At 71.9% G+C, this 22,163-nt stretch carries 20 protein-coding genes; 8 read left to right on the forward strand and 12 right to left on the reverse strand.

Annotated elements, in window-relative coordinates; translation table 11 throughout:
• Nucleotides 1–62 precede the first annotated feature (62 nt).
• From ACIP67_RS09590 to panB, 3 genes are all read right to left on the reverse strand, one after another.
• The gene (locus ACIP67_RS09590; protein ID WP_401689939.1) at nt 63–893 is read right to left on the reverse strand and encodes an ABC transporter permease; all 831 of its coding nucleotides are present in this window, start codon (nt 891–893) and stop codon (nt 63–65) included.
• Nucleotides 890–1,915, reverse strand: coding sequence for an ATP-binding cassette domain-containing protein (locus ACIP67_RS09595; protein ID WP_401689942.1), 1,026 nt, complete (start codon nt 1,913–1,915; stop codon nt 890–892). Before ACIP67_RS09595 ends, ACIP67_RS09590 begins: the two co-directional genes overlap by 4 nt.
• 400 nt (nt 1,916–2,315) lie before the next feature.
• Nucleotides 2,316–3,182 carry a 3-methyl-2-oxobutanoate hydroxymethyltransferase gene (gene panB, locus ACIP67_RS09600; RefSeq protein ID WP_401689945.1) on the reverse strand — a complete coding sequence of 289 codons (867 nt, stop codon included), beginning with the start codon at nt 3,180–3,182 and terminating at the stop codon, nt 2,316–2,318.
• A gap of 169 nt (nt 3,183–3,351) precedes the next feature.
• Here panB and ACIP67_RS09605 point away from each other — a divergent pair, with 169 nt between their 5' ends.
• From ACIP67_RS09605 to ACIP67_RS09620, 4 genes are all read left to right on the forward strand, one after another.
• Nucleotides 3,352–4,944 carry an MFS transporter gene (locus ACIP67_RS09605; RefSeq protein WP_401689947.1) on the forward strand — a complete coding sequence of 531 codons (1,593 nt, stop codon included), beginning with the start codon at nt 3,352–3,354 and terminating at the stop codon, nt 4,942–4,944.
• A gap of 63 nt (nt 4,945–5,007) precedes the next feature.
• Nucleotides 5,008–5,643: a TetR/AcrR family transcriptional regulator gene (locus ACIP67_RS09610; protein WP_401689950.1), complete on the forward strand. Its 636-nt coding sequence runs from the start codon at nt 5,008–5,010 to the stop codon at nt 5,641–5,643.
• 174 nt (nt 5,644–5,817) lie between these two features.
• Complete coding sequence (locus ACIP67_RS09615; protein ID WP_401689953.1) at nt 5,818–6,864, forward strand: endonuclease/exonuclease/phosphatase family protein; 1,047 nt, start codon at nt 5,818–5,820, stop codon at nt 6,862–6,864.
• A 97-nt stretch (nt 6,865–6,961) separates the two neighbouring features.
• Complete coding sequence (locus tag ACIP67_RS09620; protein WP_401689956.1) at nt 6,962–8,182, forward strand: MFS transporter; 1,221 nt, start codon at nt 6,962–6,964, stop codon at nt 8,180–8,182.
• A gap of 337 nt (nt 8,183–8,519) precedes the next feature.
• On the opposite strand, the gene ACIP67_RS09625 is transcribed toward ACIP67_RS09620, so the two are convergent.
• From ACIP67_RS09625 to ACIP67_RS09635, 3 genes are all read right to left on the reverse strand, one after another.
• Nucleotides 8,520–10,274, reverse strand: coding sequence for an NAD+ synthase (locus ACIP67_RS09625; RefSeq protein WP_401689959.1), 1,755 nt, complete (start codon nt 10,272–10,274; stop codon nt 8,520–8,522).
• Between the two features lie 93 nt (nt 10,275–10,367).
• Complete coding sequence (locus ACIP67_RS09630) at nt 10,368–10,988, reverse strand: DUF305 domain-containing protein (RefSeq protein WP_401689962.1); 621 nt, start codon at nt 10,986–10,988, stop codon at nt 10,368–10,370.
• The gene (locus ACIP67_RS09635; protein ID WP_401689965.1) at nt 10,985–11,653 is read right to left on the reverse strand and encodes a DUF3105 domain-containing protein; all 669 of its coding nucleotides are present in this window, start codon (nt 11,651–11,653) and stop codon (nt 10,985–10,987) included. The genes ACIP67_RS09630 and ACIP67_RS09635 overlap by 4 nt, the downstream gene beginning before the upstream one ends.
• A gap of 164 nt (nt 11,654–11,817) precedes the next feature.
• On the opposite strand from ACIP67_RS09635, the gene ACIP67_RS09640 reads away from it, so the two are divergent.
• Nucleotides 11,818–12,258 carry an RrF2 family transcriptional regulator gene (locus ACIP67_RS09640; protein ID WP_401689968.1) on the forward strand — a complete coding sequence of 147 codons (441 nt, stop codon included), beginning with the start codon at nt 11,818–11,820 and terminating at the stop codon, nt 12,256–12,258.
• 193 nt (nt 12,259–12,451) lie between these two features.
• Here the strand turns inward: ACIP67_RS09640 and ACIP67_RS09645 are convergent, their stop codons facing one another.
• Nucleotides 12,452–13,639 (reverse strand): globin domain-containing protein, encoded by a 1,188-nt coding sequence (locus ACIP67_RS09645; RefSeq protein WP_401689971.1) that lies wholly within the window; start codon nt 13,637–13,639, stop codon nt 12,452–12,454.
• Between the two features lie 328 nt (nt 13,640–13,967).
• Here ACIP67_RS09645 and glnA point away from each other — a divergent pair, with 328 nt between their 5' ends.
• Nucleotides 13,968–15,329 carry a type I glutamate--ammonia ligase gene (glnA, locus tag ACIP67_RS09650; protein WP_385062255.1) on the forward strand — a complete coding sequence of 454 codons (1,362 nt, stop codon included), beginning with the start codon at nt 13,968–13,970 and terminating at the stop codon, nt 15,327–15,329.
• 157 nt (nt 15,330–15,486) lie between these two features.
• On the opposite strand, the gene ACIP67_RS09655 is transcribed toward glnA, so the two are convergent.
• From ACIP67_RS09655 to ACIP67_RS09665, 3 genes are read right to left on the reverse strand one after another with little or no spacing between them, the layout of a single operon-like run.
• Nucleotides 15,487–16,164 carry a DUF3618 domain-containing protein gene (locus ACIP67_RS09655; RefSeq protein WP_401689975.1) on the reverse strand — a complete coding sequence of 226 codons (678 nt, stop codon included), beginning with the start codon at nt 16,162–16,164 and terminating at the stop codon, nt 15,487–15,489.
• Nucleotides 16,140–16,562 carry a phage holin family protein gene (locus ACIP67_RS09660; RefSeq protein ID WP_401689977.1) on the reverse strand — a complete coding sequence of 141 codons (423 nt, stop codon included), beginning with the start codon at nt 16,560–16,562 and terminating at the stop codon, nt 16,140–16,142. The genes ACIP67_RS09655 and ACIP67_RS09660 overlap by 25 nt, the downstream gene beginning before the upstream one ends.
• 1 nt (nt 16,563) lies before the next feature.
• Nucleotides 16,564–17,250 (reverse strand): hypothetical protein, encoded by a 687-nt coding sequence (locus tag ACIP67_RS09665; protein WP_401689980.1) that lies wholly within the window; start codon nt 17,248–17,250, stop codon nt 16,564–16,566.
• A gap of 467 nt (nt 17,251–17,717) precedes the next feature.
• On the opposite strand from ACIP67_RS09665, the gene ACIP67_RS09670 reads away from it, so the two are divergent.
• Nucleotides 17,718–18,341, forward strand: a complete 624-nt coding sequence (locus ACIP67_RS09670; RefSeq protein WP_401689983.1) for a lasso peptide biosynthesis B2 protein — start codon at nt 17,718–17,720, stop codon at nt 18,339–18,341.
• Between the two features lies 1 nt (nt 18,342).
• Nucleotides 18,343–20,160: an asparagine synthase-related protein gene (locus ACIP67_RS09675; RefSeq protein WP_401689986.1), complete on the forward strand. Its 1,818-nt coding sequence runs from the start codon at nt 18,343–18,345 to the stop codon at nt 20,158–20,160.
• Here ACIP67_RS09675 and ACIP67_RS09680 read toward each other — a convergent pair.
• Together ACIP67_RS09680 and ACIP67_RS09685 are read right to left on the reverse strand one after the other, a co-directional pair.
• Nucleotides 20,144–21,361, reverse strand: coding sequence for a hypothetical protein (locus ACIP67_RS09680; protein WP_401690315.1), 1,218 nt, complete (start codon nt 21,359–21,361; stop codon nt 20,144–20,146). The two genes, ACIP67_RS09675 and ACIP67_RS09680, sit on opposite strands and share 17 nt — an antisense overlap.
• A gap of 219 nt (nt 21,362–21,580) precedes the next feature.
• A complete protein-coding gene (locus ACIP67_RS09685) occupies nt 21,581–22,027 on the reverse strand; it encodes a VOC family protein (RefSeq protein WP_401689989.1) in 447 nt (148 codons plus the stop codon).
• Between the last annotated feature and the right edge of the window lie 136 nt (nt 22,028–22,163).

The following is a 22,163-nucleotide window of genomic DNA, read 5'->3' on the forward strand; positions in this document are numbered from 1 at the left end:
ACGACCAGCTGCGCGATCGTCCAGTGATCTCCAGTGATCTCCAGCGATCGTCCAGCGACCGCTCAGTGCTTCGTACGGAACTTGTGGACCGCGACCGGCGCCATCACCGCGGTGAGCGCCGCCGACCAGCCCAGCGTCACCCACAGGTCGTGTGCGACGGGGCCGCCGATCATCAGCCCGCGCGCGGCGTCCGCCAGCGCGGACAGCGGGTTGTAGTCGGTGAAGGCGCGCAGCCAGCCCGGCATCGAGGACGTCGGCGCGAAGATCGACGAGCCGAACTGCAACGGCATCAGTACCAGGAACCCCATCGCCTGCACCGACTGCGCGCTCTTCATCACCACGCCGAGCGTGAGGAACACCCACATCAGGGCCGACCCGAACACGGCGGACAGCCCTATGGAGGCCAGCAGACCGGCCCAGTCGGTGATGTCGAAGCCCACCAGCAGCGCGACGACCAGCAGCACCACCGTCGCGAACAGCATCCGCATCAGCTCCACCGCGATCTTCGCGAAGAGCACGGAGCCGCGCCCGATGGGCAGGGACCGGAAGCGGTCCATCACACCGGAGTTGAAGTCCTGGTTGAAGCCGGTGCCCACGCCCTGCGCCATGTTCATCCCCATCATGGCCATCAGCCCGGGCACGACGTACTGGACGTACGCCTGCTGCCCGCCGCCCAGCGACTGGCCGATGGAGCCGCCGAAGACGTACACGAACAGCAGTGTGAAGACGACCGGGAAGAGGACGGCGTCGAACATCGACTCCGGGTCCTGCCGGATCCACAGCAGGTTGCGCCGCACGAGCGCGCCGGTGTGCCGCAGATGGGCCCGGAGCGGAATGGGCGAGTCGACGGCCTTCGCGGCGGCCGGGCTCGGGGTGACGGTGGCGGCGCTCATACGGCGACCTCCTCGCGGGTGTCGGCGGGCACGGCGTCCTGCGGGGCACTGGCACGGTGGCCGGTGAGGGACAGGAACACCTCGTCCAGGCTGGGGAGTTCGGTGGTGAGGGAGGCGAGCGTGACACCGCGCGCGGTGACCGCGCCGACCACCGCGGTGAGCTGCTCGTCGCTGAGCACCGGCACCAGCACCGAGCCGCGCTCGGCGTCGACGACGGTGCCGGCCAGGCCGGTGATGCCCAGGTCGTCCAGGGCGCGGGCCAGGGGCCGCAGCTGCGCCGGATCGGCGGGCCGTACGCGCAGTGTCCGGCCGCCCACCCGCGCCTTCAGCTCGTCGATGCCCCCGGTGGCGATGACCTTGCCCCGGTCGACGACGGTGAGCTCGGAGGCGAGCTGCTCGGCCTCCTCCATGTACTGCGTGGTCAGCAGGACCGTCACCCCGTCCCCGACCATCGCCTTGACCTCGTCCCACACCTCGTTGCGGGTGCGCGGGTCGAGGCCGGTGGTCGGCTCGTCCAGGTACAGCACCGCCGGCCGGCCGATCATCGACGCGGCCAGGTCGAGCCGGCGCCGCATGCCGCCGGAGTAGGTGCTCGCGGGCCGCCGGGCCGCCTCCGTCAGGGAGAACCGCTCCAGCAACTCGTCGGCGCGGGCCCGCGCGTCCTTGCGGGACAGGTCGAGGAGCCGCCCGATGAGGTACAGGTTCTCCCAGCCCGGGAGCTTCTCGTCCACGGAGGCGTACTGGCCCGTGAGACCGATCACCCGGCGCAGCTGCCGGGGCTGGCGCACCACGTCGTAGCCCACCACGGTCGCCCGGCCGGCGTCGGGGGCCAGCAGGGTGGACAGGATCCGCACGAGGGTCGTCTTCCCGGCGCCGTTCGGCCCGAGGACCCCCATCACGGTGCCCTCCCGCACGTCCAGGTCGACCCCGTCCAGCGCCTTGGTCTCGCCGTAGTGCTTGACCAGTCCCCTTACGGTGACGGCGCTGCCCGCGCCGCCGGGGTTGTCGTCGATTCGCGTCATGTCCCCGACGATGTCAACGGCCACCGACAAACGGCCGACAAGTCACCGACAGCCGCCGGCACCCGCCGACAGCCCGCCGACGGGGCCGCGGTCCAGGGGTGTCCGCCCCCGCCGCCCCTTCCCGTCCCCGGGGGCTGCCGCCCCCGGACCCCGCTTCGGCCCTGGACGGGCCTCGTCCTCAAACGCCGGACGGGCTGGTGGTGGCGCGCCTCTCGACTCACCGAGTCGGGTGGTGGGTGGGCACAGGCCGGGGGTCCGGGGGCGGAGCCCCCGGGGGACGGGGACGGGAAGGGGCGGCGGGGGCGACCCACCGCCCGTACGGGCGCCCCGCCCCGAGCCGCGAAAAGACGGCAGCCCGCCGACGGGGGAAGATCGACGGGCTGCCGTGTGCGGAGTTGGCTCAGTGGACGCTGTGCTCCTCCAGCGGGAACGTTCCGCCGACGACGTCCTCCGCGAACGCCTTCGCCGCGCCGCTCATGACCGCGCGCAGATCGGCGTACTGCTTCACGAACTTCGGGACCCGGCCGCCGGTCAGCCCCAGCATGTCCGTCCACACCAGCACCTGCGCGTCCGTCTCCGGGCCGGCCCCGATCCCCACGGTGGGGATGTGCAGCACACGGGTGACCTCGGCCGCCAGCTCCGCCGGGACCAGCTCCAGCACGACCGCGAACGCGCCCGCGTCCTGCACCGCCTTGGCGTCCCGCAGCAGCTGTGCCGCCGCCTCCTCGCCGCGCCCCTGGACGCGGTAGCCCATGGCGTTCACGGACTGCGGGGTCAGGCCGATGTGCGCCATGACCGGGATGCCGGACTCCACCAGCAGCTCGATCTGCCGGTGGGAGCGCTCGCCGCCCTCCAGCTTCACGGCCCCGACACCGGCCTCCTTGACCAGCCGGGTCGCGCTGCGCAGCGCCTGGACCGGGCCCTCCTGGTACGAGCCGAACGGCAGGTCGCCCACGATCAGGGCGCGCCGGGTGCCGCGTACGACCGCGGCCGACAGCATGGTCATCTCGTCGAGGGTGACGGGCACGGTCGTCTCGTACCCCAGGTGGCAGTTGCCCGCCGAGTCGCCGACGAGCATCACCGGGATGCCGGCCTCGTCGAACACGGACGCGGTCATCGCGTCGTAGGCGGTGAGCATCGGCCACTTCTCGCCGCGCTCCTTGGCGGCGGCGATGTCGCGGACGGTGATGCGGCGGGTGCCCTTGCCCCCGTACAGCGCGTTGCTGCCGTCGGTGGGCCTCTTCTGGGCAGCCGAAAGCTGCGTCATGGGAACGGCTCCTCACGTCATCTCGAGGCGCCCTCACGGCGTCCCCGGACCACCTCCATGGTGGCACCTCGTGCCAGGCGGGACCAGAGCGCCCCCCGCGGGTAAAACCTGAGTAAGAGAGTTCCGATACGAGACGGTCTCGTATCGGAATTCTTCTAGGCTCGACGACATGACCTCTCCGTCCGTCACCACCGCCCCGCGCATACCCGAAGCGGTGCACCGACGCCGCTGGGCGATCCTCGGCGTGCTGATGCTGAGCCTGCTGATCGTCGTCCTCGACAACTCGATCCTGAACGTCGCCGTCAAGACGATCTCCACCCCCGCCCCCACCGGCCTGGGCGCCACCCAGAGCGAGCTGGAGTGGGCGATCAACTCGTACACGCTCGTCTTCGCGGGCCTGCTGTTCTCCGCCGGTCTCCTGGGCGACCGCGTCGGCCGCAAGAAGGTCCTGCTCGGCGGCCTCGTCGTCTTCGGCATCGGCTCCGCGCTCGCCGCCGAGTCCGGCTCGCCCGCCCAGCTCATCGCCTTCCGCGCGGTGATGGCCCTCGGCGCCGCGTTCGTGATGCCCGCCACCCTCGCCGTCCTCATGAACGTCTTCGAGCGCGAGGAACAGCCCAAGGCGATCGGCATCTGGGCCGGCGGCGTGGGGCTCGCCATCGCCATCGGCCCCATCACCGGCGGCCTCCTGCTGGACCACTTCTGGTGGGGCTCGGTCTTCCTGATCAACGTGCCGATCGTGATCGTCGCCGTCGCGCTGATGCTGTGGCTGGTGCCCGACTCCCGCGACCCGAACCCCGGCCGGATCGACCCCCTCGGCGTCGTCCTGTCCGTCGTCGGGCTGGTGCTCCTCGTCTACGGCATCATCAAGGGCGGCGAGCTCGCCGACTTCACCGACCCGACCGTGCTGGCGACGACCGCCGCGGGCCTCGCGGTCCTCGTCGCGTTCGTCGTCCTGGAGAAGCGCAGCGACCACCCGTCCATCGACGTCAGCCACTTCCGCAACAAGGTCTTCTCGGCCGCGATCGCGGTCATCGCCCTGGTCTTCTTCGCGCTGATGGGCGTCACCTTCTTCTCCGTCTTCTACACCCAGAGCGTGCGCGGCTACTCGCCCCTGCAGACCGGCCTGCTGATGCTGCCGCTGGCCGCCGCCCAGATGATCTTCGCGCCGCGGGCCCGGCTCGTCGTCGACCGCTTCGGCATCAAGGCCACGACGACGACCGCCATGCTCGTCATCACCGCGACGCTGGTGGCGTTCGCCACGCTCGACGAGGACACGCCGATCTGGGCCCTGGAGGTCGTCTTCTTCCTCATGGGCACCGGGATGGCCCACATCATGACCCCGACGAGCGTCGTCATCATGCAGGCCCTGCCCCGCGAGAAGGCCGGCTCCGCCTCCGCCCTCAGCAACACCTTCCGCCAGGTCGGCGGCGCCCTCGGCATCGCCGTCCTCGGCTCCGTGCTGTCGACGTCGTACCGGCACGGCATCGAGGACCATCTCGGCGTGCTGCCCGCCGGGCTGCGCGAGACGGCCGGGGAGTCCATCGAGGCGACCCTGGGCGTGGCGGCCGGGCTCGGCGAGCGGGGCAGGGCGCTGGTCGACCCGGCCAACGCCGCGTTCCTGCACGCGATGCACGTCACCGCGCTGTGGGGCGCCGGAGTGGCGCTGGTCGGCGCGGTGGTCGTGGGGCTCTTCCTGCCCGGCCGGCCGAAGGCGGCCGAGGACACGGCGAAGGACGCCGACCTGGCGGGCACGGCCTCGTAGGAACGGCCCGCGGGCCGTGAGCTGCGGGAGAATCTCCCCAGGGCGACGAAGGGACGGACGGACGTGAGTCTCGTGGACAGCGGCACCGGTGTGGAGCAGCCCGGACGCGGGCGGCCGCGCAGCGAGGCGGTGGAGCGGGCCATCGTCCAGGGCACGCTGAAGCTGCTGGAGGAGGGCATTCCGCTCGGTGACGTGTCCATCGAGCGGATCGCCCGCACCGCCGGCGTCGGCAAGGCGACCATCTACCGCCGCTGGAGCGGCAAGGAGGAACTCCTCGTCGACGTCCTGCGGGCCGTCGAACCGGAGGACCTGGAACTGCCCGGCACCTCCCTGCGCGACGACCTGGTCGTGGTGCTGGAGTCGCTGCGCCTGCGCGGACTGGCCAACCGGTCCTCGGCGATCCTGCACAACGTCCGCGTACAGATGAAGACCAGCCCCCGGATCTGGACGGCCTACCACAACGCGGTCGTCGCCCCCCGCCGCCGGATCGGCCTCGAGGTCCTGCGCCGCGGCCAGGAGAACGGCGAACTGCGCACCGACCTCGACCGCGAGCTGATCTACGACATCCTCGTCGGCCCCATGCTCGTCCGCTCCGTCCTGCACCCCGACGCCGACCTCGGCGAGGGACTCGCCGAACAGATGGTCGACGCGCTGCTGACCGGCCTACGGCCCGTCAGTTCCCCCACCGACCCGCTGTAATGTGCACGTTCCGTCACAGAGCGGTCCCGGTGACCGCCGACCGGAACCCGTGACACCGGCCCGTACGTCATCGAGCCCGTACGGTCGTCATGGGACGGCAGGATCGAAGCCGATCATCCCCTAGGGTCGTACCCGGGGGACGAACGGTTGCACGGCAGGCAGTGAGGCGACGGTATGGCGCAGCAGGCGTACATGACGGAGACGGACAACGGCGGCTCGGGACCCGAGCGCCGGGGAACCCGGATTCGGCGCCTGGCGGAACGTCTGACCGCGGGCTGGCGCGGCGACCCGCGCGTCTGGCGCCGCGGCGTCGTCGTCGCCGTGCTCGCACTGCTCCTCTCCCTCGTGATGGTGGCGCACTCGTACATCCCCAACCGCTACGGCAACCTCGGCAGCCTGACGGAGACGTTCCTGCCCTGGCTGGGGCTGTTCGTCCCGCTGCTGCTCCTGCTCGCGCTGGTGCGCAGGTCGGCGACGGCGCTGATCGCGGTGGTGGTGGCGACCGTCGTCTGGCTGAACCTCTTCGGCGGTCAGCTCACCGACAAGACCGGCAGCGGCGGCGACCTCACGGTCGCCACGCACAACGTCAACGCCGAGAACGCCGATCCGTCCGGCACCGCCCGTGCCGTCGCCGCGTCCGGCGCGGACGTGCTGGCCCTGGAGGAGCTGACCTCCTCGGCGGTCCCGGTGTACGAGAAGGCGCTGGCGGCGACGTACGCGTACCACTCGGTGCAGGGCACGGTCGGGCTGTGGAGCAAGTACCCGATCAGCGACGTGGCGGACGTCGACATCAAGCTGGGCTGGGTCCGCGCGATGCGGGCGACGGTCACGACGCCTGAGGGGCCGGTCGGGTTCTACGTCGCCCACCTGCCGTCCGTGCGCGTCAAGCTCCAGGCCGGGTTCACCGCCCGGCAGCGCGACAAGAGCGCCGACGCGCTCGGCGAGTCGATCGCCGCCGACCCGCTGAGCCGCAAGATCCTGCTCGGCGACCTCAACGGCACGATGAACGACCGCTCCCTCAACGCCGTCACCTCCCAGATGCGCTCGACGCAGGGCGCGGCGGGCAGCGGCATGGGCTTCAGCTGGCCGGCGTCGTTCCCGATGGCGCGGATCGACCAGATCATGGTGACGGGCGTCCAGCCGGTCACCTCGTGGACCCTGCCGGAGACCGGCAGCGACCACCTGCCGGTCGCCGCCCGTGTGAAGGTCACCACACCGTAACCCGCCGGAATACCGAGCCGGGAAGGGTTTGTTCCGTACGTGAACATACCGCCCCGTGGGGGACGGATCCCCTTTCCGGAAAGGCACAGGCTTCCTCATGCCCCTGGCCCTGCTCGCCCTGGCCGTGGGTGCCTTCGGCATCGGCACCACCGAGTTCGTGATGATGGGCCTGCTGCCCGACGTCGCCGACGACCTGCACATCTCGATCCCCTCCGCCGGACACCTCGTCTCCGCCTACGCCCTCGGCGTCGTCCTCGGCGCCCCTCTGCTCGCGGCGGTGACGGCACGCCTGTCCCGCCGCACGGTCCTCATCGCCCTGATGGTGCTGTTCGTGGCGGGCAACGCCCTGTCGGCGTTCGCCCCCGACCACCACTGGCTGCTCGCCGCCCGCTTCCTCGCCGGCCTGCCGCACGGCGCCTTCTTCGGCGTCGGCGCGGTCGTGGCCACCACCCTGGTCGCGCCCGAGCGCAAGGCCCGCTCGGTGTCGCTGATGTTCCTCGGCCTGACGGTGGCCAACATCGCCGGCGTCCCGGCGGCCACGCTGATGGGCCAGCACCTCGGCTGGCGGGCCACCTTCCTCGGCGTCTCCGCGATCGGCCTCGCGGCCATCACGGCGCTGGCCGCGCTGATCCCGCACGACCACACCCACGCGCCCACGACCGGCCTGCGCGGCGAGCTGGCGGCCCTGCGCTCCCTGCCCGTGTGGCTGGCGCTCGGCACGACGGTCGCCGGCTTCGGGGCGCTGTTCTCCGCGTACAGCTACATCACCCCGATGCTGACGGACGCCGCCGGCTACGCCGACTCCAGCGTGACCCTGCTGCTGGCCCTGTTCGGCGTCGGCGCGACGATCGGCAACCTGCTGGGCGGCCGCCTCGCCGACCACGCGATGCGCGGCACCCTGTTCGCCGGCCTGGCCTCGCTGGCCGCCGTCCTGGCGCTGTTCCCGCTGCTCATGAGCGCCCCGTGGAGCGCGGCCCTGGCGGTGACCCTGCTGGGCGTCGCCTCCTTCGTCACCGGCTCCCCGCTCCAGCTGATGGTGATGGAGAAGGCGTCCACCGCCCCGTCCCTGGCCTCCTCCGCCAACCAGGCCGCCTTCAACCTGGCCAACGCCGGCGGCGCCTGGATCGGCGGCCTCACCCTCGCCGCCGGCCTCGGCGTCACCTCACCGGCGGTGGCGGGCGCGGCCCTGGCCGTCCTGGGCCTGGCGGTGGCGGGCGTGGCGTTCGCGGTGGACCGCCGCAGGTCCCCCGACCGGACGCCCCGAGCCCTGATCGTCGCCACCAACGACCCCCGCCGTCCGGAACCCCTGCCCCGCTGACCCTCCCCACCCCTGCCACCCACCCGAAGCCCCGGGCGGCAGGGGTGTGCGATGCCGGGCGCCGATGCTGCTGGGGCGACGCCCGTCGGCCGTGCGGGGGCGCGGGGAACTGCGCGATCGGCCACAGCGCACCCGCGCCCGCGCACTGGCGGTGGGCGGTACGGCGGGTGTGCGTGGGGGTGGTGCCGCAGGGTGCCGATGCTGCTGGGGCGATGCCCGTCGGCCGTGCGGGGGCGCGGGGAACTGCGCGATCGGCCACAGCGCACCCGCGCCCGCGCACTGGCGGTGGGCGGTACGGCGCGAGGGCGCGCACGGGCGGCCCGGCGGGGGGCCGGTGTCACACCGACTCCCGCCAGCCGTTGGTGATCGGCAGCCGCCGGTCCTTCCCGAAGCCCTTCGGTGAGATCTTCGTACCCGGCGGGTACTGCCGCCGCTTGTACTCCGCGGTGTCCACCATCCGCAGGGTCCTGACGACCAGCTCCCGGTCGTGGCCCGCCGCGACGATCGCGTCGGCGCCCTGGTCCCGGTCGACGTACATCTCGAGGATCGCGTCGAGGACGGGATAGTCGGGCAGCGAGTCCGTGTCGACCTGGTCGGGCCGCAGCTCTGCGCTCGGGGGCTTGCTGATCGAGTTCTCCGGGATCGGCGGGGTCTGGCCCCGCTCGGCCGCCGCCCGGTTGCGCCACTCGGCGAGCCGGAAGATCGACGTCTTGTACACGTCCTTGATGGGCCCGTACGCGCCCACCGAGTCGCCGTACAGCGTCGAGTAGCCCACCGCGAGCTCCGACTTGTTGCCCGGCGCGAGGACGATGTGGCCCTCCTGGTTGGAGATGGCCATCAGCAGGGTGCCCCGCAGACGCGACTGGAGGTTCTCCTCCGCCAGCCCGGTCAGCTCCGTCGCCCCCATGTAGGCGTCGAACATCGGTGCGATCGGTACGGTGCGGAAGTTCAGCCCCGTCCGCCGCGCCAGCTCCGCCGCGTCCCCCTTCGAGTGCTCGGAGGAGTACTTCGACGGCATCGACACGCCGTACACGTTCTCCGCGCCGACCGCGTCGCAGGCGATCGCCGCGACCAGGGCGGAGTCGATGCCGCCCGACAGACCGATCAGTACGGAGCGGAAGCCGTTCTTGGCGACGTACGCCCGCAGCCCCACCACCAGCGCCGAGTACACCTCCTCGTCGTCGTCCAGCCGCTCCGCGTACCCGCCGGCCGACTGCGGCTCGTACGCGGGCAGCGGGTCCTCGGACAGGACCACCCGGTCGATGCGCAGGCCGTCGTCGACGACCCCCGTCGGCGCGTCCGCGGACGCCGCGGGCAGGTCGAGGTCCAGGACCACGCACCCCTCGGCGAACTGCGGCGCCCGCGCGATCACCTCGCCGTCGCGGTCCACGACGATCGAGTCGCCGTCGAAGACCAGCTCGTCCTGGCCGCCGATCATGGCGAGGTAGGCGGTGGTGCAGCCCGCCTCCTGGGCGCGCTTGCGCACCAGCTCCAGACGGGTGTCGTCCTTGTCGCGCTCGTAAGGGGAAGCGTTGACGGACAGCAGCAGGCCGGCCCCGGCGGAGCGCGCCGCGGGCACCCGGCCGCCGTCCTGCCAGAGGTCCTCGCAGATGGCGAGGGCCACGTCGACGCCGTGCACGCGCAGCACCGGCATGGTGTCGCCGGGCACGAAGTAGCGGAACTCGTCGAAGACGCCGTAGTTCGGCAGGTGGTGCTTGGCGTAGGCGAGGACCACCTCACCGCCGTACAGCACCGCCGCCGCGTTCTGCGGGGCGCCGGCGGGCTGGCCGTACTTCGGCTGGGCGGTCCCGCAGCGGTCGAGGTAGCCGACGACCACCGGCAGCTCGCCGAAGCCCTCGTCGGCGAGGCGCGCGGCGAGCGTGCGCAGGGCCGCGCGGGAGGCCTCGACGAAGGACGAGCGCAGGGCGAGGTCCTCGACGGGATACCCGGTCAGCACCATCTCGGGGAACGCCACGAGATGCGCTCCCTGTTCGGCGGAGTGCCGGGTCCAGCGGAGGATCGTTTCGGTGTTGCCGGCGAGGTCGCCGACGCGCGAGTCGATCTGGTTCAGGGCGAGGCGAAGTTGAGGCACGGGCACCAGTGTAATCGTCAAAGCGACGCGATGGGGTGGCGTGAGGTGTGGGTCACCCCACGCCACGCGGGGGACCGGGCCGCCGCACCGCCGTTACGGCCGGGCCCGCGCCCCCCGCTCCTCCAGCAGATCCGCCATCAGCTGGATGTCCGACCGCTGCCCGTCCACCATGCCCTGCGCGAGCCGCTTCTCCGCCCCCACGGTGCACCGGGCGGCACAGCCCTGCGCCATGTGGATGCCGCCCTGGTGATGGTCCGTCATGAGCTGGAGGTAGAACACCTCGGCCTGCTCGCCCTCCAGGGTGCCGAGCTTCTCCATCTCGGCGTCGGTGGCCATGCCCGGCATCAGCGCGCCGTCCTCGCCGGAGGCCATGCCGCTCATGCCCATCCAGGCCATCGGCTCCGCCGACGACACCTTCGGCAGCCCCCACAGGTCCAGCCAGCCCAGCAGCATGCCGCGCTGGTTGGCCTGCGTCTGCGCGATGTCGTAGGCGAGCCGCCGCACGTCCTCGTCCGTCGTGCGGTCGCGCACGATGTACGACATCTCGACGGCCTGCTGGTGGTGCACGGCCATGTCCCGGGCGAAGCCGGCGTCCGCCGAGCCGGCGGCGGGGACCTCGGTGCCGTCGCCGCCCGCGACGGAGCGGCCGACGGCCCCGGCCGCGACCAGCACTCCGGCCACGGCCACGGACACGGCGACCCGGGCGAACCTCACTGCGACAGGCCACCCGTGCACGCGGCGCCCGGCTCCGGCGTCTGCTCGCCCTGCACGAACGTCTCGAGGAACGTGTCCACGTCCGGGTCGCTCGCGCCGGTCACCGTCCGCTGGTGCCCCCAGGCGGTGAGCATGATCGGGTCGGGCTGCCCCTCGTACGGGCTCATGAACGTGTAGGGCGTCTTCCCGACCCTCGCCGCCAGCGCCTCGACGTCCGCTGTCGGGGCCTTGCTGCTGTACGTCACCCAGACCGCGCCGTGCTCCAGGGAGTGCACGGCGTTCATGTCGTTCAGCGCCTTGGCGTAGACGTCGCCGTCGCAGTTCATCCACGCCTGGGCGTGGTCGCCGCCGACGGGCGGCTCGGTCGGGTACGTCACGGTCCTGGTGACGTGGGTGCGCCCGAGCGTCCCCTTCCACGTGCGCACACCGTCCGAGCCGGTGACGAACTTCCCGTTCCCCGAGGCCTTCGCGTCGGTGGGGGCGGAGGTGTCGTCCGACCGCGACTGCACGACGAACACGGTGCCCGCGACGAGCCCGGCGACCACGACCGCGGCGGCCGCGACGGTGACGACGCGGTTGCGCCGCTCACGCGTCCGGTCGGCTTGCCGTATCTCCTCTATGCGCGCCTTGCGCGCCGCGCTGGTGCTGTTCTCGGCGGAACCCATGGGTCTGTCCTTCACGGAAGGGAGCGGAGGGCGGGACGGTGCACGCGAGTCAGCTGATCGTAAGGGGGAAGGGGGGAAGTGCGTAGGCGCGTCACGGCCAAGACGCCGGAGATGACCCCGGAGATAAGTTGAAGGTCAGATGCGTATTATCTACGCTTCCTCTCATGCGGCTCTTGCGCTCCACCGACCTGGCACTGCGCGTGCTCATGCGGCTCGCGGTGGCCGGTGAGACCACCCCGACGACCCGTGACGTGGCCGCCGCGATGGAGGTCCCCTACACCCACGCGGCCAAGGTGGTGGCCGAACTCCAGCACATGGGCCTGCTGGAGGCCCGGCGCGGCCGCGGCGGCGGCCTCGCGCTGACCGAGAAGGGCCGTACGGCGTCGGTGGGCGCGGTCGTCCGGGCCTTCGAGGGCGACGGCGACGTCGTGGACTGCGAGGGCGGTACGTCGACCCCCTGCCCCCTGAGCTCCGGCTGCCGCCTGCGCGGGGCCCTGCGCAGGGCCCAGGAGGCCTTCTTCGCGTCCCTCGACCCGCTGACGATCACCGACATGATCGCGGAGCCGACGGGACCCCTGCTGCTGGGCATCCCCCGGCTCGCCTGATCCCGCCCACCCGCCCACCCGCCCGGCCGCCCGACGGCTGGTGGGCAGACGGCGTCCGGCGGCGTCCGACGGCGGCTGTCGCCTCGGACGCCGTCGGACGCCGTCAGCCATCGTCGGACGCGGATGCCTTCAGCCGCCTTCAGCCGCCGTCAGCCGCCGTAGGACTCCGTGGGCCGACGGTGGTCCACGGGTGTCACGCCCCCGCCAGCCACAGGTCCGGCCCGAACACCTCGTAGTGCACGTCCGCCGGTGACACGCCCTGCTCGATCAGCTGGGCGCGTACGGCGCGCATGAAGGGGAGCGGGCCGCACAGGTACGCGCGCGTGCCGGGGTGGACGGTGACGCCGGTGAGGTCGGCGCGGCCGGTGTGGGCGCCGGTGGGGGCGTCCTGCTCGTACCAGAGGTGGACGGCCGCGGCGGGGAGCTTCCCGGCGTACGTCTCGTGGTCGGCGCGCAGGGCGTGGTCGGCGGGGGAGCGGTCGGCGTGGACGACCGTGACCGGGGCGGGGTGGCCGGTGGCCGCGAGCTGGGCCAGCATCGGGATCATCGGGGTGACGCCGATCCCGGCCGAGGCCAGGAGCACCGGGGTGCTGCCCGGGACCTCGTCCAGGACGAGGTCGCCGTACGGTTCCGACAGCTCCAGCACGCTGCGCTCGTGCACGCGCGCGTGGAGGTGGTTGGAGACCTCGCCCTCCGGGGTCGTGCCGCCGGGGACGCGCTTGACGCTGATCTGGCGCTCGGACGTGCCCGGCGCCCCGGACAGGCTGTACTGCCGGATCTGGCGGGCGCCGTCGGAGAGCGCGGTGCGGACCGAGACGTACTGGCCGGGGCGGAAGTCGCGGACCGGGCCGCCGTCGAGCGGGCGGAGCCGGAAGGTGACGACGTCAGGGGTCTCCTGGACGCGTTCGACGACCTCCCAGAGCCGCCAGGAGAGGCCGCCCTGCTCGTCGTACAGCCGCTTCTCGATCGCGATGAGGGCGTTGGCCATCAGCCAGTACACCTCGTCCCAGGCGGCCGCGACCTCGTCGGTCACCGCCTCGCCGAGGACCTCGACGATGGCGGCGAAGAGGTGCTCGTGGACGAGGGCGTACTGCTCGGGGGCGATGCCGAGGGAGGCGTGCTTGTGGGCGATGCGGGTGAGCATCGCGTCGGGGCGGGTGTCCGGGTGCTCGACGAGGTGCGTGGCGAAGGCGGCCACGGAGCCGGCCAGGGCCTGGCGCTGGGTGCCGGCGGCCTGGTTGCCGCGGTTGAACAGGTCGCGCAGCAGCTCGGGACGGGCGGCGAACAGACCGTCGTAGAAGCGCTCGGTGATCTGGCCGATGGCCGCTCCGACGACGGGGAGCGTGGCGCGGACGGTGGCTGCGGACTGTTCGGACAGCATGAGTCCTCCTTCGGACGAGTGCCGGTCCGGTCCGGTCCGGCGGTCGATGGTCGGTGCTCGGCACCGTAATAAAACTTGCATCTGAGATGCAAATTTAGAGGGGTGGGGGAGGGCGGAGGGGACGGGCATTACGGATGTCAGTCCGAACAGGCAAGATGGGCGACGAAGCGGTACACCTGCCGTACGCGAGCGTTCAGGCCGGGGTCGCCGTGGCGATCAAGGTCCGCAACGCGCGTGAAATGCTGTTGTGGTGGGATGCTCAGGTGCCCGACCGCCTCCCGCGGGACGGAGACAGGCGGCCTGACCAGCAAGGATGGGGAAGCGGAAGATGGACAAGCAGCAGGAGTTCGTGCTCCGGACGTTGGAGGAGCGCGACATCCGGTTCGTACGCCTGTGGTTCACGGACGTGCTGGGCTTCCTCAAGTCCGTCGCCGTGGCCCCGGCCGAGCTCGAGCAGGCGTTCGACGAGGGCATCGGTTTCGACGGTTCCGCGATCGAGGGGTTCGCCCGCGTCTACGAGTCCGACATGATCGCCAAGCCGGACCCCTCCACGTTCCAGGTCCTGCCCTGGCGTGCCGAGGCCCCCGGCACCGCGCGCATGTTCTGCGACATCCTCATGCCGGACGGCTCCCCGTCCTTCGCGGACCCGCGGTACGTCCTCAAGCGCGCCCTCGCCCGCGCCTCCGACCTGGGCTTCACGTTCTACACGCACCCCGAGATCGAGTTCTTCCTGCTGAAGGACCGCCCCCTCGACGGCTCGCGGCCCACCCCCGCCGACAACTCCGGCTACTTCGACCACACCCCGCAGAACATCGGCATGGACTTCCGCCGCCAGGCGATCACCATGCTGGAGTCGATGGGCATCTCGGTCGAGTTCTCCCACCACGAGGGCGCCCCCGGCCAGCAGGAGATCGACCTGCGCTACGCCGACGCGCTGTCGACCGCCGACAACATCATGACCTTCCGCCTGGTCATGAAGCAGGTGGCGCTGGAGCAGGGGGTCCAGGCGACCTTCATGCCGAAGCCGTTCTCCGAGCACCCCGGCAGCGGCATGCACACCCACCTCTCCCTCTTCGAGGGCGACCGCAACGCGTTCTACGAGTCCGGCTCCGAGTACCAGCTGTCCAAGGTCGGCCGGTCCTTCATCGCCGGCCTGCTCAAGCACGCCGCCGAGATCTCCGCCGTCACCAACCAGTGGGTCAACTCCTACAAGCGCATCTGGGGCGGCACCGAGCGCACCGCCGGCGCCGGCGGCGAGGCACCCTCCTACATCTGCTGGGGCCACAACAACCGCTCCGCGCTCGTCCGCGTGCCGATGTACAAGCCCGGCAAGACCGGCTCCGCCCGCATCGAGGTCCGCTCCCTCGACTCCGGCGCCAACCCGTACCTGGCCTACGCCATGCTGCTGGCCGCCGGCCTCAAGGGCGTCGAGGAGGGCTACGAACTCCCGCCGGGCGCCGAGGACGACGTCTGGGCGCTGTCCGACGCCGAGCGCCGGGCGATGGGCATCGAGCCCCTGCCGCAGAACCTCGGCGAGGCGCTGACCCTGATGGACCGCAGCGACCTCGTCGCCGAGACGCTCGGCGAGCACGTCTTCGACTTCTTCTTGCGCAACAAGCGCCAGGAGTGGGAGGAGTACCGCTCCGAGGTGACGGCGTTCGAGCTGCGGAAGAACCTGCCGGTGCTGTAGGCGCGAATCGGAGCGGGTTTCTCGCCGCACCGTCGGCCCGCGCACCCTCCGGGCGTGCGGGCGCTTCGCTGCCGGGCCGTCGCGCACCGGGCCCTGACGCGCCCGGTGCGCGACGGCTGCCAGGTGCGCGGCGGACGGCCGGGTGCTGCGGAGGACCTCAGCCGGGCCCGGAGCGTTGCCGGGCCTCGTCCGCGATCTGCCGGCCGGAGTCGCGCGCCTGCTCGGTGACCTGGCCGCTCCGGTCGCGTGCCTCGTCCTGTGTGGTGCGGGCGGCTTGCGCCGCGGTTCCCTTCACTTCCTCGGCCGCGCTCTGCGTCACCTCCTTGGCGCCTTCCTTCAGATGCCGCGCGGACTCGGCGGCGGCCTCCTTCACCGGCTCCAGCGCCTCGCCGCCGCGTTCCATCAGGTCGGAGGCCTTCTCCCGCTCCGCCTGGGAGGCGGGCAGGAGCGAGGAGGCCAGTACGCCGATGCCGAAGGTGACCAGGCCGGCGACCAGCGGGTTGCCCTGAGTCCGGCGGCGGGCCGCGGCGGGGGCCTGCTGGACGGCCTGGCCCGCCTGGCCGACCGCGTCGCGTGCGGTGTCGGCCGCCCGTCCGGTGCTTTCCTGCAGCGATCCGGCCGCCGACTGCGCGGTGTCCGTCACACTGTGGGCGGTGTCCGACGCGGTACCCATGATCCGTTCGCGGAGGCCGGACACCGCGCCTCGCATCCTCTCCGTGCGGCGGCGGACCACTCGTCGTGGACTGGTCCGGTCGGTGAGCCGGTCCACGTCCGCGGACAGCCGGTCACGCGTGGCCTCTATCTCGGCCCTCACTTGGTCGGGTGACGTGCCCATTCCGCGTTCTCCTTCATGGTTTCGACGGTCTGCTCGGGCTTCGGGGAGACGGTGCGCATCCGTGTACGGCCCTTCTGGTAGAGCACGGCTGCGACGACGCCCCACACCGCGCTGACGATCAGGGCGGCCCAGCCCCCGTCCATCACGTTGGCCAGGCCCAGCACGGCGGCCAGGGACAGGAACAGGAGCACCATGTAGCCGGCGAAGCCGGCTCCGCCGTACATGCCGGCGGCCTTGCCCGCCCTGGTCGCCTCCTCCCTGATCTCGGCCTTGGCCAGCTCGACCTCCTGGCGGAAGAGGGACTGGATGTCCGAGGTCACGACGGACAGCAGCCGGCCCACGGAGGGGTCCTGCCCCTGCGGCTCGCTCGGGCCGGGTGTGGAGGGGAGCGAGGACATCTCAGACCTCCGGGTAGGGACGGCCCGGTGTGCCGGCCGGCGGCGAACCGACGGCCGGCGGCACCTGCGGAGGCGCCGGTGACGGGGTCACCGGTGCGGCTGCTGACGGGGGACCGGCCGGCAGAGGCGGGGAGGCCGGCGCGTCCGGTCCGCCGCGGCCGGTCGTCCCGGGGGTTCGCCCTGGCCCGGCCCCCTCCGACCGGGAGGCCGATCCCGCCGCCTTGGCCAGGCGCCCGACGGCCAGTCCGGCCAGCAGGGCGCCGCCCAGAAAGGTTCCGGGACGTCGTCGGGCGAAGCGCTGGACGTCGGCCACGAGCCCCTCGAGTCCCTGCTCCTCCAGGTAGTCGGCCGCCCGCTGCCCCTTGGCGGCGGCCTGGGCCGCCAGACTGCGGGCGGGCGAGTCGTCCTCGGCGTTGTCGGCGAGGCCGGAGAGGTCCTTCGCCCACTGCCGCAGCGCGTCGGCCGCGCGCCTGGTCTGCCCTTCGGCCTCGTCCATCGCACGGCTCCGCAGGTCGTCGATGGCCGTGCCGGCCTGCTGCCGTGCCTCGCCCACTACGGTTCGGGCCTGTTCCGCCGCTGTCCCCGCGACCTGGGTCGCGGCCTGTTTGGCCTGCTCCGCCGTCGCGGAGGCCTCTGCCTTGACCTTCTCCTCGGTGGTCCCGGTTCCGGTCTGTACGGACTCAGTCATCGAAGACTTCTCCTCGTCGCATGTCCTGCCTGCGGTCCCGTGCCGTGGATGCCCCGGTGCGCGCCGGAGGCTGTGCGCCGGGCTGCACACGTGACCGTCCGTCTCGCCCCGAGTGGCCAATTGTCCATGTTTGACACGCTTTGCCGACGAGGGTTCGGGCTGAATTCTTTCCGGTCCGCGTGATGACTGTGCGGGAACGGCGGTCCGATTGCGGGCAATCCGCGGCAGAGTAGCCTGGAATTGACCGACGGCTACCTGATTCTGGAGGTAGGTCATGTTTCTCCGACTGCTGCGCCGTCGTCTGCCCTGCGGGCTCGTGCTGCTCGGCAACGGCCGTCTGATCCGGGGCTACAGCGGCGGCTACTACGACGGCTACGGGTACCAGGCCTGACACCGTCCACACCGTTCCCAGGAAGAACCGGGCTGCCGCGCAGTCGCCGTGGCAGCCCGAGTCTGGAGGCTGTGCGGTGGCAGAGGACACCGACGACCTGGTAGCCCTGACGCGGTTTCTGTCACCGCACTGCCGTGTCACCAGGATGTCGAGCGGAGCGCTGATCGCGGACTGGAAGCGGACGCGTTTTCTCGGCATGGCGACGGAGGACATCCGGGCGTTCGCCCGCGGAAGCCCCGAGGAACGCGCGGAGTTCGTCACCACCCTCCTGCGCGCCGGGTGTACCACGGCCCGCCCGCCGGAGCACTCGGACCGCGAGGTCGGGCTCTGGCTGAGCGGGGTGCACCTGCTGATCCGGACCATGGGGTTCGGGCGCGTCCTGCGGCTGTTGTCCGTGGCGGCCCCGGACTACGTCCGGGCGGACACCCCCTCCGCGGCCGACGTCGCACGGCTGAAACGAGCGGTGCAATCACACGGCAGCGGCAGCTGGTGGGTCGGCGACGACTGCAAGACCGAGGCCGTGACGGCGTTCGTCCTGCTACGGCGGCGCGGCCTGAAGGCCGTGCTCCATGTCGGCGTGCGCGAGCACCCGTTCGCCCTGCACGCCTGGACGTCGTCGGCGGGCCTGTGCATCCCCGACGCCGATCCGCGCGGGCACCCGTTCGCGCCGGTTCTCTCGATCGACGGCGGAGGGCGGTGACATGGAGGCGATCGGCCTCACCTGGAGCGGGGGCGTGCCGAAGCTCTGGGCGGACGGGGCGATGGCGCGGCAGGGACTCGTGACGGCCGTCACCTCACGGGCCGGTACCGCGGCGGTCGTCGGCTGGGTCGGCTCGTTCCGGGACCGCGTGGCGGGCGCGCACCGCCTCCTCGACGACTTCGGCCGGCCGGGGGCCGCACCCCCGCTGCCGGCCGGTGACTACGCGGCGGTGCTGGTGTGCCGTGACCGCGTCCTGCTGATGAGGGACGAGCAGGCGCGCATCCCCCTCTTCTACCGGGAGTCGGCCGGCCGGGTGAGCGCGGTGAGTACCTCCGCGCGCCACCTGGGCGGCACGGCGGAGCTGGAACGCCGTTACTTCTGCCGGTACCTGACGGGCAACATGGCCCAACCGCACTCGCCCCTCACCCCTTTCACCGGGGTGCACCGCGTCCTCGGCGGTGAGGTGGTCGAACTCTCCGTCACGGGGCAGCTGTCCGGCCGCGTGCCGCGACGCGTCCCCCAGGCCGAAGCCCCGCCGTCCCCGACGGCGGACGGACGCCGTGCGAGCGAGGCCGCGCAGGACCTGCGCCGCGCACTGGAGAACGCCGTCGGGCGCCGTACGGGCGAGACGACGGCATGCCACGTCTCCGGCGGCACCGACTCCACCAGCGTCGCGCTGCTCGCGGCGCGCCCCGCGGCGGGACGGCGCCACGCCGGTGAACTCGTCCTGCTCGCCGGACGCTTCAGCGGCGGAGAACTGGCCCAGGAACAGCCGTACCTCGATGAGGCGATGGCGGAGATCCGCCGCCACGCACCCGCGGCGCGCCCGGTCGTCGTCGACGTCGACGACGTGGCCGACTTCGACGACTTCCGGGATCACGCGGGCGACCCGGACGAGCCCTATGCGCACGCCTTCCGCGCCCCGTTCTGGAGCAGGCTGCACGCGGCCGCGGCGGAACTGGGCTGTGACACACTCCTGACCGGCTGCGGAGCCGATCCGATCGTGGACGCCAACCCGTTCCACCTGCACGGGCTGGCCCGCACCGGACAGTTCCGTCGGATGACCGCGCAGGCACGCGCCTGGGCCGCGGGCAGCGAGCGGGGTGTGCGGGACGTCGTCTCGGCCCACGTCGTGCAGCCCGCTCTTCCGCTGGCGGCCGAACGGATCACCACGCTCGTCCGCCGGCACGGAACGGTGCTCGGCGGCCTCGGCCACTTCGCCCGCCCCCCATGGCTGCGCCCCGGGTTCGCTCGGTCCCACGGCTACCGTGAGGCCAGCGTCGCGGAGAGCCGCTTCCGCTACGGACGCAGGCCCGAACAGTCCCTCTACGACGCGGCCAACTACCTCTCCGCACCGGACCCGTTGTCCTGGTGCCAGGCACGGCGGAACGGCTTCTTCCTCACCCATCCCTTCCTCGACCCGGAGGTCGTCGCCACGATGCGCCGTCTGCCCGCCGACGTCACGCTCCGGCCGGGCCGGCCCAAGGCGGTCCTGCGCGACGCCATGGCCGATCTGCTCCCGCCGCGGATCCACGGCCGGACGGTCAAGGTCCCCTTCGACCAGGTCTACGCCCGCGGGCTGCGGGCCCACGGCGAGCAGCTCGTCGACCTCTGCCGTTCCGCCGGACACCCGCTGATCGCGGAGATGTTCGACGTCGAGACGCTGTGCCGGGCCGTGCGGGAGGCGCAGTTCGGCATCGGGGACGCCTACTCCTGGGACCGGATGAACAGCTCCCTGGCCCTTGTGGTGTGGCTGGAGAGGTGGGGCCGGCGGCCGCGCGCGCGGGGTAGTGCCGTACCGGTCATTGCTGGGCCTTGATGTCCCACAGCGTCCGTTCGTACGGGCCCGTCTGGACCTTGACGAGACCGTACCGTTCCGCCAGCCGACGGTCTTTCTCCCTGCTGAACACGAGGTCTTCCTCGCCGTCCCGTCTGATGAAGCCCAGAACGTCTGCCCCGTGCGGGCCGAACCGCCAGAAGACGGTGACGTAGCGCGGGTCCATCGTGTGGGCGTCGATCACGTTGTTCTCGTACACCCTTCCGCGGAAGATGACGGAGTCGAGGTCCTTCTGTATCCACTTGGGCACCTTGCTCCCGTGGGACCAGGAGTTCCCCCGCCAGGCAACTTGCTCCAGACCGAGCCGGTCCTTGCGCGCCAGGCTCACGCTGGCGTACAACGCCAACTGGTCGTACGGAGTGTCGATGGGGAGCTGCACGACCGTTCGGGTGGAGAACTCGTCATGCGCCTCGACATAGATTCCAGCCGGCATCCACGGCTGGGCCGCCACCAACTCGCCGGGCTGGTGGATCTCCCTGCGGGAGAGCGGGTGTGTCTCCTGGAACTGGGCTTTGCCCCACTGCTCGGCGTCAGCGCGCCACTGCTTGCGGAGCCGGTCCCTGGGGCTCAGCGGCACCCGTTCCCCCATGGCGTGGAACTCGGCGCCGAGCACGTAGAAGCCCACGTCGCTGCGGTTTTCGAGCTTGATGTCGACCGGTACGGAGAACGCCTTGCGGTTCTGACCCAGCAGAGGCTTCCCGACGGTCACCTTGATGAGAGGCCTGGCCCCGCGCTGGTTGGGCTGATAGAGGTGCTGATAGCTCCAATTGCCCACTGCGACGAGCGTCGTGATGAGCGCCACCGCGGCCACCTGCTTGGGAGCGGGGATGACGACCGATGTCCGCCACACCGCGATGACAGCCCACAGGGAACCCGCCGTGAGCAGGGACCACAGCACCCGGTAGCCGATGGAATCACCGTCGAGCGTCTCGTACAGAAGCATCAGGTTGGCGAGGAGGGCCGCGACCGTTCCGGCCAGCGCGAGCAGTCCCGAGCGCTCGAAGCTGTTCCGGTACCAGTGGTCCACCACCGCCCATGCGCCCAAGAACGCGATGAGCGCGGACCCGACGAGGAAGGCACCGGTGACGCGCCCCGGGTAGGTCAGGGCGGACCTTATGTTCCCGATGCCGAACCCGCCCAGCAGCAACGCCGACAGGACGAGGACCAGCAGGATTCCCACCATCACCGCGAAGGACCCTCTGGGGCTCTTCGGGACGCGTGGAAGCCGCAGGCGCCGACCTCCGCCGGACTCGGCGGGCTTCCGCATCTGATCACCGCCGTCAGGACACACGGGGATCTCCTTCGACCGTCACGGGGCACTCACGAGGGCACTGCGCACCATCGTCCGGCGCGACCCGGAGGATCACCATCCGGATGCCTCCCGACGGCCCAAGGGACTCCCTCAGGACGCCGCATCCGCCTCCCTCGCCAGCACCCGGTGCAGCGGTTCCGTCGCGCGCCGGCGGTACTCCTGGACCGACCAGCCGTTGCCGTCCGGGTCGGTGAAGTACAGGAAGGTGGCGCCGTCGTCGGGGGCGTAGCGGACCGGCTCGGAGACGTCCAGGCCGCGCTCCAGGAGTTCCGCGCGGGCGGCCTCGATGTCGGCCACGCACAGTTGCAGGCCCTGGTAGGAGCCGGGGGCCGGGCGGGGGCCCCGGGACAACTCCCAGATGCTGTCGCCGAGGGCGATCGAGCAGCCCGAGCCCGGCGGGGTCAGCTGGACGATCCGCAGGCCGGGCATGACCTCCTGGTCGATGTCCACGTGGAAGCCGGCCTTGTCGCGGTAGAAGTCGCGGGCCCGGTCGATGTCGCTGACGGGCAGCGGGATCACTTCGAGCGTGTACTGCATCGGTCCTCCCGGTACTGCATCGGCGCCTCCCGGTAGCCGGTGGCGGGGTCCTACCGACCCTGGCACATCCCGGCCGGACCGCCACCGCCACCGCCACCGCGTCCGGCGGAACGGCCGGGGTGGCGCGGCGGCCGTC

The organism is Streptomyces sp. NPDC088812 (assembly GCF_044750285.1).
Classification (GTDB): Bacteria; Actinomycetota; Actinomycetes; order Streptomycetales; family Streptomycetaceae; genus Streptomyces.